Origin of the sequence: Amycolatopsis sp. WAC 01416, assembly GCF_003947485.1 — a bacterium.
GTDB lineage: Bacteria > Actinomycetota > Actinomycetes > Mycobacteriales > Pseudonocardiaceae > Amycolatopsis.
Map to the genome: position 1 here is coordinate 371211 of NZ_QHHX01000004.1, position 14009 is coordinate 385219.

Below are 14009 nucleotides of genomic sequence, written 5' to 3' on the forward strand. Positions count from 1 at the left end.
CGCGCGGCTCTCCGGCGCAAGTAGGTGACGAATTGCGGCGCGGGGGAGCGTCAGGTGAGGTCGCCCCGGAGCCGGAATTCGGCTTCGATGCGGTCTCGCGGAGCGCCGGTGGCGAGCAGGATGTGCAGCAAGAGCCGGGATTTACGCGGATCCAGCCAACCTGCCATGGTCGCGCCCATCGCGATCAGATCCGATTCGGAACCGCGGAAGCCGTAGGTACCGCGGAACGTCGGCCCGGCGCCGGTGCGGCCGGCGACCACGATCGGCACCTCCGGCAGCACCCGCTCGATCACGTCGGCGGACCCCGCCGAAACGTGCCCGGCGCCGTTCGCGGCGAGCACCACGCCCTTGACCCCGGCCTTGACCAGCGTTTCCAGAAGCTCGCCGGTGTCCTCGACGCCGCTCTCGACGATCGGCACCAGCCCGGAGAAGTCCGCGTCCCCCAGCGGCAACGCCGCCGGGCGGGCGGCGACCGGGTGGAAGTAGTGCACCAAGCCCTCGCTGACGAGCGCGAGCGGCCCGGCGGGATTCGAGGAGAAAGCCTCGACGTGGCTCGAATGTGTCTTGCGGACCCAGCGCGCGGCGTGGACGTCGTCGTTGAACACGACCAGCGAGCCGCGGCCCCGGCTGCGGGGATCGGCGGCGACGGTCAACGCGGCGAGCACGTTCCCCGCGCCGTCGGCGCTGGGCAGACTGGGATTGCGCATCGCGCCGGTGATCACGATCGGCGCCTCGGAAGCCCAAGTCAGTTCGAAGAAGTACGCCGTCTCTTCGAGCGTGTCCGTGCCCTGGATAACGACGACACCTTCAGCGCCTTCGTCGACGGCCTTGGCGGCCCAGTCTCGCGTCCGGATCAGGGTCGCGAAGTCCATCGACGCGCTGGAAATCCCCGCTAACGTCTCCGCGCGGACGTCCATCTCGAGGTCGTCGCCAAGGTCGCCGAGCAGGTCGGCGGCGGTGAGGCGGGGGACGGCGTGGTCTTCACCGTCGCCGGGGACCATGGAGATGGTGCCGCCCAGGGCGGCGACGGCGACAAGGGGCCGATTCTCGGGAGAGACGCTCATACGGACATTCTCCCAAAGTCCCGTGAGTGTTTTGGGTCGTTAGAGCCAAGGGTGTCTTAGGTATCTACGTGGGTTCCGGCTGCGGTTGGTGCCAGGCCCTGGTCCGTGGGGATGTCGTGAAGGGTCCCTTTGAGACGTTGAAGGTCTCAAAGGGACCCTTCACGACATGAGAGTTCGACGCCGGGCCGTCGGAAGCACTGAAGCTAGGTGCCTACGGAGGGTGGGTCGGGATGGCAGGTCCGTGAAGGACTCCTTCCCTACCCTGAGAGTAGGGAAGGAGTCTTTCACGCGCACCTGTTGTGACTGCTGGTGCAGGTGGGGCGAACGTGGCGATGGCCGAGTCCCTCAAGGAGGCGACCCCTCCGCAACACGGACCTGCGGCCCGGTTGGCTCCCACGACCCGACACTCACGACCAAACCGGCCGACTCGCGTGATTCGACGGCCGACACACGTGACTGGACGGACGTCTCGCGAGTCGGCCGCCCAATCACGCGAGTCGTCCGTCCAGTCACACGAAACCGCCGCGCTACCGAGATCGCTTCACGGCTTCAAGGGTGAAACTGGCCGCCAACCGCTGCGGATCCTCGGTCAGCCGCCATTCTTCGGTCGCCTCGTTCAGGGTCATGAACCCGGGCAGCGCGTTCCACGGCACGCTGTCGTGCTCCACGAGCCGCGTCAGCGTCAGCCCCGCGTCGAGCAGCGACATGACGATCTCGCCCAGCCCGTGGTTCCACTCGTGCGTCCGGTTGTGCTGGAACGAGACGTCGGTGTCCACATAGGTCCCCGGTTCGTCGAACACCAGCGGTTCGGACTGCTCGAAGTACGGATAGCGCGGCGTGATCAGCGGCTGGGTCTCGTCGAGGGTGCCCAGCATGGGGTGCATGTCCCGGATGAACAGCCGCCCGCCCGGCCGCAGCAACGCGCCGACGACCTGTCCCCAGCGGGTGATGTCGGGCAGCCAGCAGAGCGCGCCGATTCCCGTGTAGACGAGGTCGAATTCCCCGGCGCCCAGTACGTCGGCGGCACCGTACACATCGGACTCGTGGTAGTCGATCTCCGCGCCGGTCTCGGCGGCCAGCCGTCGCGCGATCTCCAGCGCGGGCGCGGAGAAGTCGAGGCCGGTCATCCGTGCGCCGAGGCGGGACAGGGAAAGCGTGTCCGTGCCGATGTGGCACTGCAGGTGTACGCCGCGCGCGCCGGAGACGTCGCCGAGCAGCGGCCGGTCGAAGGTGACCACACCGCTGAGGTGCGTGGGGTCCGCGACGAACTTCTCGTAGCCGTAATCCGCCGACGCCGCGTGCGCGGGAGCGCGTTCGTCCCAGTTCGCGCGGTTGACGGTCACGTAATCCGTCATGAAGTGGCGGCCTTTTCGGCGGCGCTGCGCAGCACGCAGAATTCGTTGCCTTCGGGATCCCCGAGGACGACCCAGCCGGTGCCGTCCGGATTGCGCCGGTCGTGCACGAGGGTCGCGCCGAGCTTGAGCAGGCGCTCCATCTCCTCGTCGCGAGGGATATCCGGCTGGAGGCAAAGGTGGATGCGGTTCTTCACCGTCTTCGGCTCCGGGACCTGCCCGAAGAACAGGGTCACGCCGTTGTCCAGCTCGATGATCGTTTCGGGGTCGCCGGGCTGATCGTCGTCGGCCATCGGCTTGCCGACGACGCCGCTCCAAAATCGCCCCAGTTCGTAAGCGTCGGCGCAGTCGAAGAAGAAGTTCTGTACGACAGAGGTCATGGCGCCGCAGTCTGCCCGAGCCCGCGAAGCCCGGCCAACGGTTTAAGCGAGCCGAAGCCCGGACGACCGATGAACCTGCCGTTCCGCGTCGATGACCAGGACGTGGCACCCCGGTTGTGACGCGACCCACGCGATTCCTTCGGTCCCCATCGCGAAAGCGGCCGTGGCCAGGGAATCCGCGGTGACGAGGTCGTCCGCCGCGACCGTGACGCTCAGCAGCCCGGTGGGTGGGCGCCCGGTCCGCCCGTCCAGGATGTGCGCCCCACGCTCGTATTCCGCCGAAGTCGCGACGGCGCCGCCGGACGATTCCACCACGGCGCACACCGCGCCGGGCTGTTCGGGATGCCGGATACCGACCCGCCAGGCGCGGCCGGGTTCCGGTTCGCCGGCGGTGACGACGTCCCCGCCCGCGTTGAGGCAGAAGACGTCCAGGCCCTCGGCCAGCAGGAGGGACGCCGCCCGCTGCACCGCCCAGCCCTTGACCACCGCGTTCGGGTCGAGCCGCCGTCCGGGGAGCCGGGCGGTGAACGCCCCGCCGGACAGCCGTTCGTAGTGATCGCACAGCGAGAGCACTTCCAGGAGGTCGTCGCTCAGCTCCGAGGGCGCGAGTTCGCCACGGTCGTAACGGCACACCTCGCTGTCGGCCTTGAACGGGCTGAACCGCGCGTCGACCTCCCGCAGCCAGCCGAAGACGCCGTCGATGGCGTGGTCGACCAGAGCGCCACCCGCCCTGACGTCGACCGAGACCGGCAGCCCCATCACCTGTTCGACACGGTTCATCTGGCGTCCAGCGCCGCCTGTAGCGATTTGACGTACGACTCGCTCGTGGACGTCGCCCCGGAGACGGTGTCGATGTCGGCGCTCTGCGCGGTCAGCGTCTCTTCCTGCAGGATCGGGATCGCGTCGACCCCGCGGCCGCTGGTGGGCCGTTGCAGCAGACGGACTTCGGAGATCTTGTCCTCGGCCGAGATCACCAGCCGCACCTGCACGGTGCCATAGCGGTTGCTCTCGACCGAACCGTCGATGGTGCGCTCGGCGCCTTCGGACGCGCCACCGTCCGAAGTAGACGATGTCGGGGCGGGTGCGGCGACGGCGACGGTCTCCGATCCGAGCGGGCCCGGTTCGTACAGCCAGACACCGAGGAAGCCCGCGGCCGAAAGGGCGACGGTGGCGGCGACGATGGTCTTCTTCATGATCGGGACTCCCTGGCTCAGGCGGCGAGACTGAAGCGTTCGGCGTGGACCTGCTGGTTCGGCACCCGCAGTTCACGCAGGCTGCGCAGCGTCGCCGAGGTCATCCCCGGCGGGCCGCAGACGAAGACGTCCCGGTTCCGGATGTCCGGCACCAGCTGCCGAAGGCTGTGCGCGCCGAGCACCGGACCGTGCGGACCGGTCTGATCGGACGGTCCACTGAGGACCCGGACGACCGCGCCGCGCGCCCGCGCGAGCCCGATCAGCTCCGGCAGCAGGACGGCGTCGAACCGGGTACGGACGCGGTAGAGCACCACGACGTGGCCGGAGATCTCCTCCAGCAGCGCGCGGATCGGCGTGATCCCGACGCCGCCCGCGACCAGCAGCGCGTCCGGCTTCTGTTGGTGCATCGTGGTGAACGCGCCGTACGGGCCTTCGGCGAACACGCGGGTGCCGACTTTCAGCGACCGCAAGGACGCGCTGCCGTCACCGGCGGCTTTCGCGGTCAGCCGCAGCGTACGGCCGTCCGGCGCGGCCGACAGCGAGAACGGATTGGCCTGCCACCAGCGATCCCTGGTCATGAAGCGCCACAGGAAGAATTGACCCGCCCTCGCGGGCATCTTGTCGAGGTGCTCGCCGGAGATGTACACCGAGACGACGTCGTCGGATTCCGGGACCACGGCGACGACCCTCAACTTGTGACGCAGGTTTCGTGCCAGCGGCAGCGCCACACGGCCGGCGAAGACCGAGCCGAGCGCGACACCCCACACCGCCCACCAGTAGGCCCGAGCACCCGGCGACGACGCGAACGATCCGCCGAGCGCGATCTGATGGCTGAACGCCAGCACGACCGCGGCATAGGTGTAGAGATGGAGGAAATGCCAGGTCTCGTACGCCAGCCGACGGCGGGCGAAGCGGGCGGAAACGGCGCCGACGAGCAGGATCAGCGCGAACGCGACGACAGCGCGAAGGATCCCCTCCAGTTTGGTCACCATCGTGACGAACTCGTCCACCACGCCGCTGTCCTCGACCTGCGCGTAGCCGAAGACGATGAACACGAAGTGGGCGAGCAATGTCCACAGCAGGCTGAACCCGGTCCAACGGTGCCAGCCGGTGAGCTTGTCCATGCCGAGACGGCGGTCGAACCACGGCAGCCGGGCGACCAGCAGCAGCTGGAACGCCATCGCCAGCGCCCCGTACAGCCCGGCGAGCCTGCCGATGCCGATCAGCACGTTGTCCGACGGCCCGGCCGCGAAGAAGAGCATGGTGACGGTGGCCACGTTGGCCCCGAGGAAGAGGAAGAGCCCGGCGCGTGCGGCGATCCTGGGACGGATCGCCGGGCGCGGTCTCACGGCGGTCTGCGTCATGGTGGTCACACGTGGTCCCTTCCGGTCCGGTTCAAGTACCGAGCCTCCTGCGCCAAGCTGTGACCTTTCTTGGCGGAAGCTGTCGGCTTCCTGTCGTATGCGCTCCCGCCTCGCCCTCGCGCGCGCGTTCACGGAGGATGGCGTGGTGAACACCGAGAACCCCGTCCGCCTGCTGGTGGTGGACGACGAGCCGCATATCGCCGACCTCGTGGCCACCGTCGCCCGCTACGAGGGCTGGCAGGCCGTCACCGCCGGATCGGGCGAGGCCGCGCTCGAACGCGCCGCCGAATTCGCGCCCGACATCGTCGTGCTCGACCTGATGCTGCCGGGGATCGACGGGTTCACCGTGCTGGACAAGCTGCGCGAATCCGGGACGGCGGTGCCCGTCGTCTTCCTCACCGCGAAGGACGCGACGGCGGATCGTGTCGCCGGGCTCACCCGGGGCGGCGACGACTACCTCGTCAAGCCGTTCTCCGTCGAGGAACTGATGGCGCGCCTGCGCGCGGTCCTGCGGCGGAGCACCAACCAGGCCAAGGCGGCGGTGCTGCGGGTCGGCGACCTGACCCTGAACGAGGACACCCGCGAGGTCGTCCGCGACGGCGAACCCGCGGAGCTGACCCCGACCGAGTACGAACTGCTGCGCTACCTCATGCGGCGTTCGCCGTCGGTACTGACCAAGGCGCAGATCCTCGACCACGTCTGGGAGTACGACTTCGGCGGCCGGTCCAATGTGGTCGAACTCGTCGTCTCGCATCTGCGCCGCAAACTCGACGCGGGCAACGAACCGCTGATCCACACCGTGCGCGGCGTCGGCTACGTCGTCCGGCAGGCGGCGAGATGACCATGCTGCGCCGGTGGTTCGACGCCTGGCGCCGATCGAGGCTCGGGACCCGGCTGGCGCTCGGGCTGGGAGTGCTGGCGCTGGTCGTGTTCGCCGTCGTCGGCACCGTGATGGTCGGCATCATGAAGGGCTATCTGAACGACCGGCTCGACGAACAGCTCGCCAAGACCCAGATCAGCCAGGTGCCGTCGCTGCGCACCACGCACGGCGGGAAACCGCAGCAGGCCTACGGCTGGTTCTCCGCGGTGTTCGCGGTGCAGGACGGCGACGCGCTGCCGCAGGCGGGCGGTTCCCTGCCGCCGGACACGAAGGCGCTCGAAAAGGTCGCCGAGGACGCGACGCGGACCGAAGTGCTGCGCACCGTCTACATCGAGGACAAGGGCACCTACCGCGTCCGGGCCTGTCCGATCGAACCGGACCGGAACATCGTGCTGGTCAGCGCCGCCCCGCAGGCGGACCTTGACCGGACGGTGAGCCAGCTGGTGATGGTCGAGGTCGTCGCGTTCCTGCTGGCGCTGGCGGTGCTGGTGATCGCGGGACGGCTGGTGCTGCGGCGCGGGCTGCGGCCGCTGAGCGACATGGCCGGGACGGCGCACGACATCGCGTCGCACGACCTCACCACGAACGCCGATCTCCCGGTACGCGCGCGGGCGAACGGCGGCGGCGCGGAGGTCGAAGAGCTGCGGACGGCGTTCAACCTGATGCTGGCGCACCTCGATTCCTCACTGGTCGCGCGCCGGGAGGCGAACGAACGGCTGCGGCGGTTCATCGCCGACGCCTCCCATGAACTGCGCACGCCGCTGACGTCGATCCGGGGCTACGCCGAGCTTTTCCGCTACGCCGCGGCGAACGAACCCGCCGAACGCGACGCGCATCTGTCGAAGATCCGGGAAGAGACCGCGCGGATGAGCGTGCTCGTCGACGACCTCCTGCTCCTCGCGCGGCTCGACGCGCCTGAGACCGAGGCGCCGTTGCGGCTGGTCGACGTCGACATCGCCGAACTGATCACCGACGCGGGGGAGGCCTTCGCCGCCGGCCGCCCGGAGCATCCGCTGAGCCTCGGCGCGCTACCGGAAGGTGTTGTCCTGCAAGCGGATCCGGTGCGCCTGCGGCAGGTGCTCGACAACCTGCTCGCCAACGCCGCGGTGCACACGCCGCCCGGGACGGCGGTCGCGTTGTCGGCTTCGGCTTCGGACTCGGAGGTCGTGCTGCGGGTGACCGATGCCGGGCCGGGGATCCCGCCGGAAGCGCGGGAGCGGATCTTCGACCGTTTCTACCGCGTCGACACCGCCCGCACCCGTGGCAACGGCGGGACCGGGCTCGGGCTTTCGGTGGTGCTCTCGCTGGTCTCCGCGCACGGCGGGACGATCGAGGTCGAGAGCGTGCCGGGGGCGACGACGTTCACCGTGCGGCTGCCGCGCCACCGCCCGTGACCCCCTCTCGCGCGTGCACTGCTCTCGCGCGTGCACTGCTCTCGCGCGTGCAATGAAGGACGCTTTCATTGCAAAATTTGCTATTAAAGCGTCCTTCATTGCACGCCGGTGAGCGCTACCCGACCCGCCCCTTCACGTGGTCCGGCACCGTCCACTCCGAAACCAGGTCCACCGACGGCTCCGGTTCCCCGAACACGGTCCGCACCGGCAGCACCCCCGCCCATGAGAGGTCGGCCGCGACCTCGTCCTCGGGATCGTCGGGGCCCTCGCCGCGCATCTTCACCGACGCCTCGGTGAGGTCGAGTTCCAGCACCGAAACCGACGCGAACTCCTTCGCGTTGACGTCCCGTGCGTGCTCCCACGAACCGGGCGCGAGATGGTCGGTCAGCACGCGGAGGGCGTGCATCTTGCGGTCGGCGTCGGTGACGGCGGTGGCCTTGCCCAGGATCACGGCGCTGCGGTAGTTCATCGAGTGGTTGTTGATCGAGCGCGCGTAGACGATGCCGTCGAGCAGGGTCACCGTGACGCAGATCTCGACGCCGTCGGAATCGCGCATACTCCTCGCCCCGGTGGATCCGTGCAGGTAGAGCGTGTTCCCGTCGCGGCCGTAGCCGGTCGGGATGACCACCGGGGCGCCGTCGCGCACGACGCCGAGGTGGCAGATCAGGCCTTCGTCGAGCACCGCGTACAGCGCCGAGCGGTCGCTGAGCGCGCGGTTCTTCTTGCGGCCGAGAGTGGTCCTGTCGGTGGGTGAGAGCGGGGTGGACATGCGAGCAGTCTCACCCACAGGAGTGGCCTGTAATAACGGCCAATTCTCTTATACTTGAGAAGGCCACTTCTGGAAAGTGTGGAGTACAGCATGTCCGACACCGCCCTGCCGGTCAGTCTCGACCGCGATTCGCTCGTCCCGCTCGCGGTCCAGCTGGCCGACGCGTTGCGCGCGGCCGCCGGCGACGGGCATCTGCGCGGTGGCGACAGGCTGCCCTCGACCAGGGCGCTCGCGAGCAGGCTCGGCGTCAGCCGCACGGTGACGTCGGCGGCGTACGAGCAGCTTCACGCGGAGGGCTGGATCGCGGGCCGCCATGGCTCGGGCACGTATGTCACCACCACGCCGCCCGCGGACAGGCCGTCGAAAGGTCCCGTGCCAGGCACCCCCGCCACACCGCCCACGCTGGTCGATCTCACCCCGGGCGTCCCGTGGGCCGACGGCATCGAGAAAGCCGCCTGGCGCCGGGCGTGGCGGGCCGCCGCCGATCCGCGCCCGACTTACCGCGAGGACAGGGCGGGCCTGCCCGCGTACCGGGACGCCGTGTCCGAGCATCTCCTGCGCCACCGCGGCCTCGCGGCCGGGACGGTGCTGGCCACCGGCGGGACGACGGCGGCGGTGATCGAACTCGCGGGAGCGGTGCTCTCGCGCGGCGACCGGGTCGCGATCGAGGAGCCGGGTTACCAGCGTGCGGTGCAGGCGTTCCGGCGCGCGGGGATGGAGGTCGTGCCGGTCCCGGTCGACGAAGAGGGCCTGCGCCCGGACGCCGTCCCGACCGACGTGCGCGCCGTGTACTGCTCTCCCGCGCACCAGTACCCGCTCGGCAGCCGGATGAGCGCGTCCCGCCGGGTCGACCTCGTCGAACTCGCCCGCGCCGAGGGCATGCTGGTGATCGAGGACGACTACGACGGCGAGCTGCGATTCGACGTCGCGCCGCTGCCGCTGCTGGCCGCGCTCGCGCCCGACGTCGTCGCGCATCTCGGCACCACGAGCAAGATCCTCACCCCGGCGCTGGGCGCGGGTTGGATGGTCGCGCCGTCCCCGGTCGCGGCCGCGGTGCTGGAGTACCGCGAAGCGACCGGGACACGTCCTTCGCCCGCGGGGCAGCGAGTGCTCGCCGAGCTGGCGCGGCACGGCGATCTGGGGCGGCATCTGCGGAGGCTCCGGCGGGAACTGTCGGAACGCCGGTCCCTGGTCTCGGCCGCGCTGACGTCGGCGGGGATCCCGGTGCTCGGCGACGACGCGGGCGCGCATCTGGTCGTCCCGTGCGGCTCGGCCGCCGACGAGGCGGCGCGGATGGCGGCGGCCGAACGCGCCGGGATCCGGCTCGACGGCCTGGCCCGGCATTTCGCCGGGACGCCGACGGTGTTCGGGAACCTCATCGGCTACGCGGGCTGTTCGCGCGAGGCGCTGCGGTCCGCGCTCAAACCGCTGATCGCCGTGCTCGCTTGACCTCCAGCGAACTGGAGGTCATAGCTTGCGATCATGCGTGAGATCAGAGTGTCCCGGTTCGGCGATCCCGGCGTTCTCGAACAGGTCGAAGTGCCGACCCCCGAACCGGCGGAGGGTGAGCTCCGCGTCGCGGTGACAGCGGCCGGAGTCGGCTGGCTCGACGCCCTCATCAGACGAGGCGACGGACCCGACGTGTTCGCGGTCGAGCCGCCGTACGTGCCGGGCGGGTCGGTGGCGGGCACCGTCGACGCGGTGGGTGCCGGAGTCGACGAAACCTGGCTGGGAAAACAGGTCCTCAGTCACGCGCCCGGCGGCTACGGCGGGGGTTACGCGGACACGGTCGTCGCGCTGCCGGACGACACCTTCCCGATCCCGGACGGGGTGGATCCCCAGCACGCGGTGGCCCTTTTCGACGACGGCAGCACCGCACTGGCTCTGCTGGAGAAGACCCCGGTCAAGGCCGGGGAGCGGATCCTGGTGGCGCCCGGCGTCGGCGGGCTCGGCAGCGTGCTGGTGCAGCTCGCCCGCGCGGCCGGCGCGACGGTCATCGCGGCGGTCCGCGGCGACGAAAAGGCGGCGATCGCGCGGAAGCTGGGGGCAGAGCCGGTCGACTACTCGGCGGCGGACTGGACGGGAGAGGTCCTCGCCCGCACCGGCGGTCACCGCCTGGACGTGGTCTTCGACGGCGTCGGCGGCGAACTCGGCGCCGCTTCGTTGGCACTGCTGAAGAACGGCGGCCGCTTCTCCGGCTACGGCATGTCCAGCGGTGCGGAGACCGTGATCGGCGACGCCGACCGCGCCCGGCTGTCCGTTGTGGACATGGCGCAGCTGGTCGGGTTCTGGCCCGACAATCCGCGCCGGGTGCGGGAAGTGCTGCGGCAGGCGGCCGACGGGAAGCTGACGCCGATCATCGGCCGGACGTATCCGCTGGCGGACGCGTCCGTCGCGCACTCGGACATCGAGGCGCGGCGGTACACCGGCAAGAGCCTGCTCCTGCCCTGAGTGCTCAGAACCGCAGCGGCACCGCGGGGAGGTTGGCGGCGATGACCTCGGAAACGGTCTGGAGCGGCCCTGTCCCCGCGGTGTCCGGCACGGTGAGCGCCGTGTAGACGGGACGGTCCACCACGAACCACGTCGCGGTGCCCTCGCCCTCGACCTGCAGCCACTGGACGCCGTTGATCGTCCGCAGCTGCGAGGTCCGGGTGAGCTCCGGCGGTTTGCCGAGCCCGCATCGCAGGACCACCGGGTCGCCGGTGCCCCAGCCGACCGTCGCCTCGGGCGCGGGATCGGCCAGCTTCCGGCGGACCAGCGTGTTCCCGGACGACGTGAGCTCGTGCGGGAGCGCGCCGACGAGTTTCGCGCACTCGGGCGACCCCGACTGCGGCGCCGGGACCGGGACGAGCGGGAGCGGGCCGTCGACGGCCGGGGCGACGGGATCCGCGCCGCGGGTCAGCCCGAACACGGCCACGCCCGCGACGAGCAGCACCGCCAGGCAGGCGGCCGCGATCAGCAGGGGTTTCGGGGGAGCGCCGGTGTCCGTGTCAGCCACCGGACCACTACACCACTTCTTACAGATGCACGACCGGGCAGGTCAGCGTCCGCGTGATGCCCTCCACGTTCTGCACCTTGGCGACCACGAGCTGGCCGAGCTGGTCGACGGTGTCCGCCGCGGCCTTGACGATGACGTCGTAAGGGCCGGTGACATCCTCCGAACTGGTGACACCGGAGATGGTGGAGATCTCCGCGGCGACCGCGGCGGCTTTGCCGACCTCGGTCTGGATGAGGATGTATGCGTGGACCACGGCGCGCCCCTTCGTAAAAGTCGGCTCAAGGTAGGAACGTTGTAGCAACGTATCGCCAGCCCCGGGAAAAACCTAGGGCATCCGACTATCGGTGATCGACATTTGTCCGGACAAGGGAAAGTGGAGGTGACGGGTGTCACCGAAAGACGGCACGGTCGCCGGGACCGGTGAATTCCGGTTGATCGAGGCGGTGACCGCCGACCGGAAACAGCCGGAGACGACACTGCTCGGACCGGGGGACGACGCGGCCGTCGTGGCCAGCCCCGATGGCCGGACGGTGGCCTCCACCGACGTCCTCGTGCAGGGCGTCCACTTCCGGCTCGACTGGTCCAGCGCCGAACAGGTGGGGCGCAAGGCGGTCGCGGTGAACCTCACCGACATCGCCGCCATGGGTGCGCGGCCGACGTCCGTCCTCATGGGATTCGCCTGCCCGCCGGACACCGAGACGGCACTCGTCACCGAACTCACGCGGGGGATGTGGCTCGAAGCCGACCGCGCGGGCGTCGGGATCGTCGGCGGCGACATGGTGCGCGCCGATCAGATCGTGATCAGTGTCACCGCCCTCGGCGACCTCGGCGGCAGGGAACCGGTGACGCGGTCCGGTGCCCGCCCCGGCGACGTCGTCGCGGTCTGCGGACGGCTCGGCTGGGCCGCCGCCGGGCTCGCCGTGCTCGGGCGGGGTTTCCGCTCACCGGTCAGCGTGGTCAACGCGCAGCGCTGCCCCGAACCGGACTACGAGGCGGGGATCCGCGCGGCCGACGGCGGCGCGACGTCCATGATCGACGTGTCCGACGGGCTCCTGTCCGACCTCGGCCACATCGCCGCGGCCTCCGGTGTGGGGATCGACGTGCGCACGGCGGATCTCGACGTGTCGAGCAGGCTGACCGAGGTCGGCACCGCGCTCGGCGCCGACCCGCTGAAATGGGTCCTCACCGGCGGCGAGGACCACGCGTTCGCGGCGACCTTCCCCTCGTTCGCCGACCTGCCGGAGGGCTGGACCGAGATCGGCGTCGTCACCATGCCGGATTCGGGGGTGACGGTGGACGGGAAGCGGTACGGGCACGACAGCGGCTGGCAGCACTGGCGCTAGGAGCGTGGGGCCCACCAGGTCGAGGGCGCGGCGACGGTGAAACCGAGCGATTCGTACAGCGGCCTGCCGAGCCGGGACGCGGTGAGGGTGATCGGCAGCTCCGCCAGCGGGGCGAGGGAGCCGAGCATCACCGCCCGTCCGACGCCGCGAGAGCGGAAGGCCTCCGGCGTGCCGACCCAGTAGTGGCTGCCGAAGCCGTCCTCGACGACCGTGACGCACGCGCCGGCGACCTCGCCGTCGAGCCGCGCGACGAACACGGCGACCCCCGGCTGTTCGAGGACGGCCATGGGGAACATCTCACCGGGCCGGAACCGCGCGAGTTCGAAACCTTCGATCACCGCGCGTTCGGCCGCCCGCAGATCCGCCTCCTCGTGCACCCGGACCACCTCCATCGCGGGCTCGGCGACCGGGGCGGGCGGACGCAGCATGACGGGCATCTGCCAGCTGCGCATGTCCCCGAGATGGTTCAGATCGGTGACGCTGAAGGGATCCTCGGCCTCCACCGGCCCCGTCGCCCAGGCCGCGAGCTCGGTGATCTCCGCCAGTTCCGCGGTGGTGAGGTCGGGCTCCTGGATCAGGACGCGCAGCCCGGCGCGTTCGTCACCGGCGACAGCGAGAAAGCCGCGACGGCGGATCACCTCGTGGCCGCGGGAGCGGCCGGTCGCGGCCCAGAACGCGGCGGAGTTGCGGGCCTGACGCAGCGGAGCCTCGGCGAGGCCGGTGATGGACGTCTCGATCGACATGAGTACGAATCTACGTTGGGGGACGGCTCGTCCACTCGCTAATCTCGCGCTCATGGACCTTCGCGTGCTGCCCTACGACCACCCCGACGCGGTGAAGCTGCTGGCCGAAGCCCAGCTCGAACTGGCCGCCCGGTACGGCAGCGAAGACGAGACGCCGATGGACGCGGCGCAGTTCGCCTCGCCGAGGGGACTGTTCCTGGCCGCGTACCTCGACGACGCCCCGGTCGCGTGCGGTGCCTGGCGGGCGCACGACGGGCCGGATCCCCTGCTGCCCGGTGACGCCGAGATCAAGCGCATGTTCGTGCTGGCTTCGGCGCGGGGACGAGGCTTCGCGAGGGCGATCCTCGCCGACCTGGAACGGACGGCCGCCGAGGCCGGACGGCTGCGTATGGTGCTGGAGACCGGTGACAAACAGCCGGAAGCCATCGCGCTGTACCTGTCGGAGGGATACCGGGAAATCCCGGGTTTCGGGTACTACAAGGACGAACCGGAGAGCATCTGCTTCGGCAAGTCCCTGGTCTAGGAGAAC

The 14009-nt window shown here is 70.2% G+C and carries 16 protein-coding genes; 6 read left to right on the forward strand and 10 right to left on the reverse strand.

Going from position 1 to position 14009, the window contains the following annotated elements; genetic code table 11:
• Positions 1 to 50: 50 nt before the first annotated feature.
• The 6 genes from DL990_RS15450 to DL990_RS15475 all read right to left on the reverse strand — a co-directional run bounded on the left by DL990_RS15450 (position 51) and on the right by DL990_RS15475 (position 5362).
• Positions 51 to 1064: an asparaginase gene (locus DL990_RS15450; protein ID WP_125799090.1), complete on the reverse strand. Its 1014-nt coding sequence runs from the start codon at positions 1062 to 1064 to the stop codon at positions 51 to 53.
• 527 nt (positions 1065 to 1591) lie between these two features.
• Positions 1592 to 2419, reverse strand: a complete 828-nt coding sequence (locus DL990_RS15455; RefSeq protein WP_125786694.1) for a bifunctional 2-polyprenyl-6-hydroxyphenol methylase/3-demethylubiquinol 3-O-methyltransferase UbiG — start codon at positions 2417 to 2419, stop codon at positions 1592 to 1594.
• On the reverse strand, positions 2416 to 2796 hold the full coding sequence (locus DL990_RS15460) for a VOC family protein (protein ID WP_125786693.1): 381 nt from the start codon (positions 2794 to 2796) through the stop codon (positions 2416 to 2418). The genes DL990_RS15455 and DL990_RS15460 overlap by 4 nt, the downstream gene beginning before the upstream one ends.
• Before the next feature lie 42 nt (positions 2797 to 2838).
• Complete coding sequence (locus DL990_RS15465) at positions 2839 to 3576, reverse strand: FAD:protein FMN transferase (protein WP_125799091.1); 738 nt, start codon at positions 3574 to 3576, stop codon at positions 2839 to 2841.
• Entirely contained in the window at positions 3573 to 3989 is a 417-nt protein-coding gene (locus DL990_RS15470; RefSeq protein WP_125786691.1) for an FMN-binding protein, read from the reverse strand. The genes DL990_RS15465 and DL990_RS15470 overlap by 4 nt, the downstream gene beginning before the upstream one ends.
• Positions 3990 to 4006: 17 nt before the next feature.
• Positions 4007 to 5362 carry a ferric reductase-like transmembrane domain-containing protein gene (locus DL990_RS15475; protein ID WP_199746405.1) on the reverse strand — a complete coding sequence of 452 codons (1356 nt, stop codon included), beginning with the start codon at positions 5360 to 5362 and terminating at the stop codon, positions 4007 to 4009.
• 136 nt (positions 5363 to 5498) lie between these two features.
• Here DL990_RS15475 and DL990_RS15480 point away from each other — a divergent pair, with 136 nt between their 5' ends.
• Positions 5499 to 6194, forward strand: coding sequence for a response regulator transcription factor (locus DL990_RS15480; RefSeq protein ID WP_125786948.1), 696 nt, complete (start codon positions 5499 to 5501; stop codon positions 6192 to 6194).
• Positions 6191 to 7627: a cell wall metabolism sensor histidine kinase WalK gene (locus DL990_RS15485; RefSeq protein WP_125799092.1), complete on the forward strand. Its 1437-nt coding sequence runs from the start codon at positions 6191 to 6193 to the stop codon at positions 7625 to 7627. Before DL990_RS15480 ends, DL990_RS15485 begins: the two co-directional genes overlap by 4 nt.
• A gap of 115 nt (positions 7628 to 7742) precedes the next feature.
• Here DL990_RS15485 and DL990_RS15490 read toward each other — a convergent pair whose 3' ends face one another.
• Positions 7743 to 8396 carry a pyridoxamine 5'-phosphate oxidase family protein gene (locus DL990_RS15490; RefSeq protein ID WP_125786689.1) on the reverse strand — a complete coding sequence of 218 codons (654 nt, stop codon included), beginning with the start codon at positions 8394 to 8396 and terminating at the stop codon, positions 7743 to 7745.
• A 90-nt stretch (positions 8397 to 8486) separates the two neighbouring features.
• Between DL990_RS15490 and DL990_RS15495 the strand changes: the two genes are divergently transcribed.
• Positions 8487 to 9845 carry a PLP-dependent aminotransferase family protein gene (locus tag DL990_RS15495; RefSeq protein WP_125786688.1) on the forward strand — a complete coding sequence of 453 codons (1359 nt, stop codon included), beginning with the start codon at positions 8487 to 8489 and terminating at the stop codon, positions 9843 to 9845.
• 33 nt (positions 9846 to 9878) lie between these two features.
• Positions 9879 to 10847: a zinc-binding dehydrogenase gene (locus DL990_RS15500; protein WP_125786687.1), complete on the forward strand. Its 969-nt coding sequence runs from the start codon at positions 9879 to 9881 to the stop codon at positions 10845 to 10847.
• A 4-nt stretch (positions 10848 to 10851) separates the two neighbouring features.
• Here the strand turns inward: DL990_RS15500 and DL990_RS15505 are convergent, their stop codons facing one another.
• Together DL990_RS15505 and DL990_RS15510 are read right to left on the reverse strand one after the other, a co-directional pair.
• Entirely contained in the window at positions 10852 to 11394 is a 543-nt protein-coding gene (locus tag DL990_RS15505) for a DUF3515 domain-containing protein (RefSeq protein WP_125786686.1), read from the reverse strand.
• Positions 11395 to 11413: 19 nt separating this feature from the next.
• A complete protein-coding gene (locus DL990_RS15510) occupies positions 11414 to 11647 on the reverse strand; it encodes an Lrp/AsnC ligand binding domain-containing protein (protein ID WP_005160289.1) in 234 nt (77 codons plus the stop codon).
• Positions 11648 to 11780: 133 nt separating this feature from the next.
• Between DL990_RS15510 and DL990_RS15515 the strand changes: the two genes are divergently transcribed.
• The gene (locus DL990_RS15515) at positions 11781 to 12737 is read left to right on the forward strand and encodes a thiamine-phosphate kinase (protein WP_125786685.1); all 957 of its coding nucleotides are present in this window, start codon (positions 11781 to 11783) and stop codon (positions 12735 to 12737) included.
• On the opposite strand, the gene DL990_RS15520 is transcribed toward DL990_RS15515, so the two are convergent.
• On the reverse strand, positions 12734 to 13480 hold the full coding sequence (locus tag DL990_RS15520; RefSeq protein WP_125799093.1) for a GNAT family N-acetyltransferase: 747 nt from the start codon (positions 13478 to 13480) through the stop codon (positions 12734 to 12736). The two genes, DL990_RS15515 and DL990_RS15520, sit on opposite strands and share 4 nt — an antisense overlap.
• Positions 13481 to 13532: 52 nt before the next feature.
• On the opposite strand from DL990_RS15520, the gene DL990_RS15525 reads away from it, so the two are divergent.
• Complete coding sequence (locus DL990_RS15525) at positions 13533 to 14003, forward strand: GNAT family N-acetyltransferase (protein WP_125786683.1); 471 nt, start codon at positions 13533 to 13535, stop codon at positions 14001 to 14003.
• Positions 14004 to 14009: the final 6 nt, after the last annotated feature.

What these genes read in the sequence shown, in the direction of transcription:
- DL990_RS15450 (WP_125799090.1), bottom strand. Translation starts at nt 1,064, where the DNA reads ATGAGCGTCTCTCCCGAGAATCGGCCCCTTGTCGCCGTCGCCGCCCTG.
- DL990_RS15455 (WP_125786694.1), bottom strand. Translation starts at nt 2,419, where the DNA reads ATGACGGATTACGTGACCGTCAACCGCGCGAACTGGGACGAACGCGCT.
- DL990_RS15460 (WP_125786693.1), bottom strand. Translation starts at nt 2,796, where the DNA reads ATGACCTCTGTCGTACAGAACTTCTTCTTCGACTGCGCCGACGCTTAC.
- DL990_RS15465 (WP_125799091.1), bottom strand. Translation starts at nt 3,576, where the DNA reads ATGAACCGTGTCGAACAGGTGATGGGGCTGCCGGTCTCGGTCGACGTC.
- DL990_RS15470 (WP_125786691.1), bottom strand. Translation starts at nt 3,989, where the DNA reads ATGAAGAAGACCATCGTCGCCGCCACCGTCGCCCTTTCGGCCGCGGGC.
- DL990_RS15485 (WP_125799092.1), top strand. Translation starts at nt 6,191, where the DNA reads ATGACCATGCTGCGCCGGTGGTTCGACGCCTGGCGCCGATCGAGGCTC.
- DL990_RS15490 (WP_125786689.1), bottom strand. Translation starts at nt 8,396, where the DNA reads ATGTCCACCCCGCTCTCACCCACCGACAGGACCACTCTCGGCCGCAAG.
- DL990_RS15495 (WP_125786688.1), top strand. Translation starts at nt 8,487, where the DNA reads ATGTCCGACACCGCCCTGCCGGTCAGTCTCGACCGCGATTCGCTCGTC.
- DL990_RS15500 (WP_125786687.1), top strand. Translation starts at nt 9,879, where the DNA reads ATGCGTGAGATCAGAGTGTCCCGGTTCGGCGATCCCGGCGTTCTCGAA.
- DL990_RS15520 (WP_125799093.1), bottom strand. Translation starts at nt 13,480, where the DNA reads ATGTCGATCGAGACGTCCATCACCGGCCTCGCCGAGGCTCCGCTGCGT.
- DL990_RS15525 (WP_125786683.1), top strand. Translation starts at nt 13,533, where the DNA reads ATGGACCTTCGCGTGCTGCCCTACGACCACCCCGACGCGGTGAAGCTG.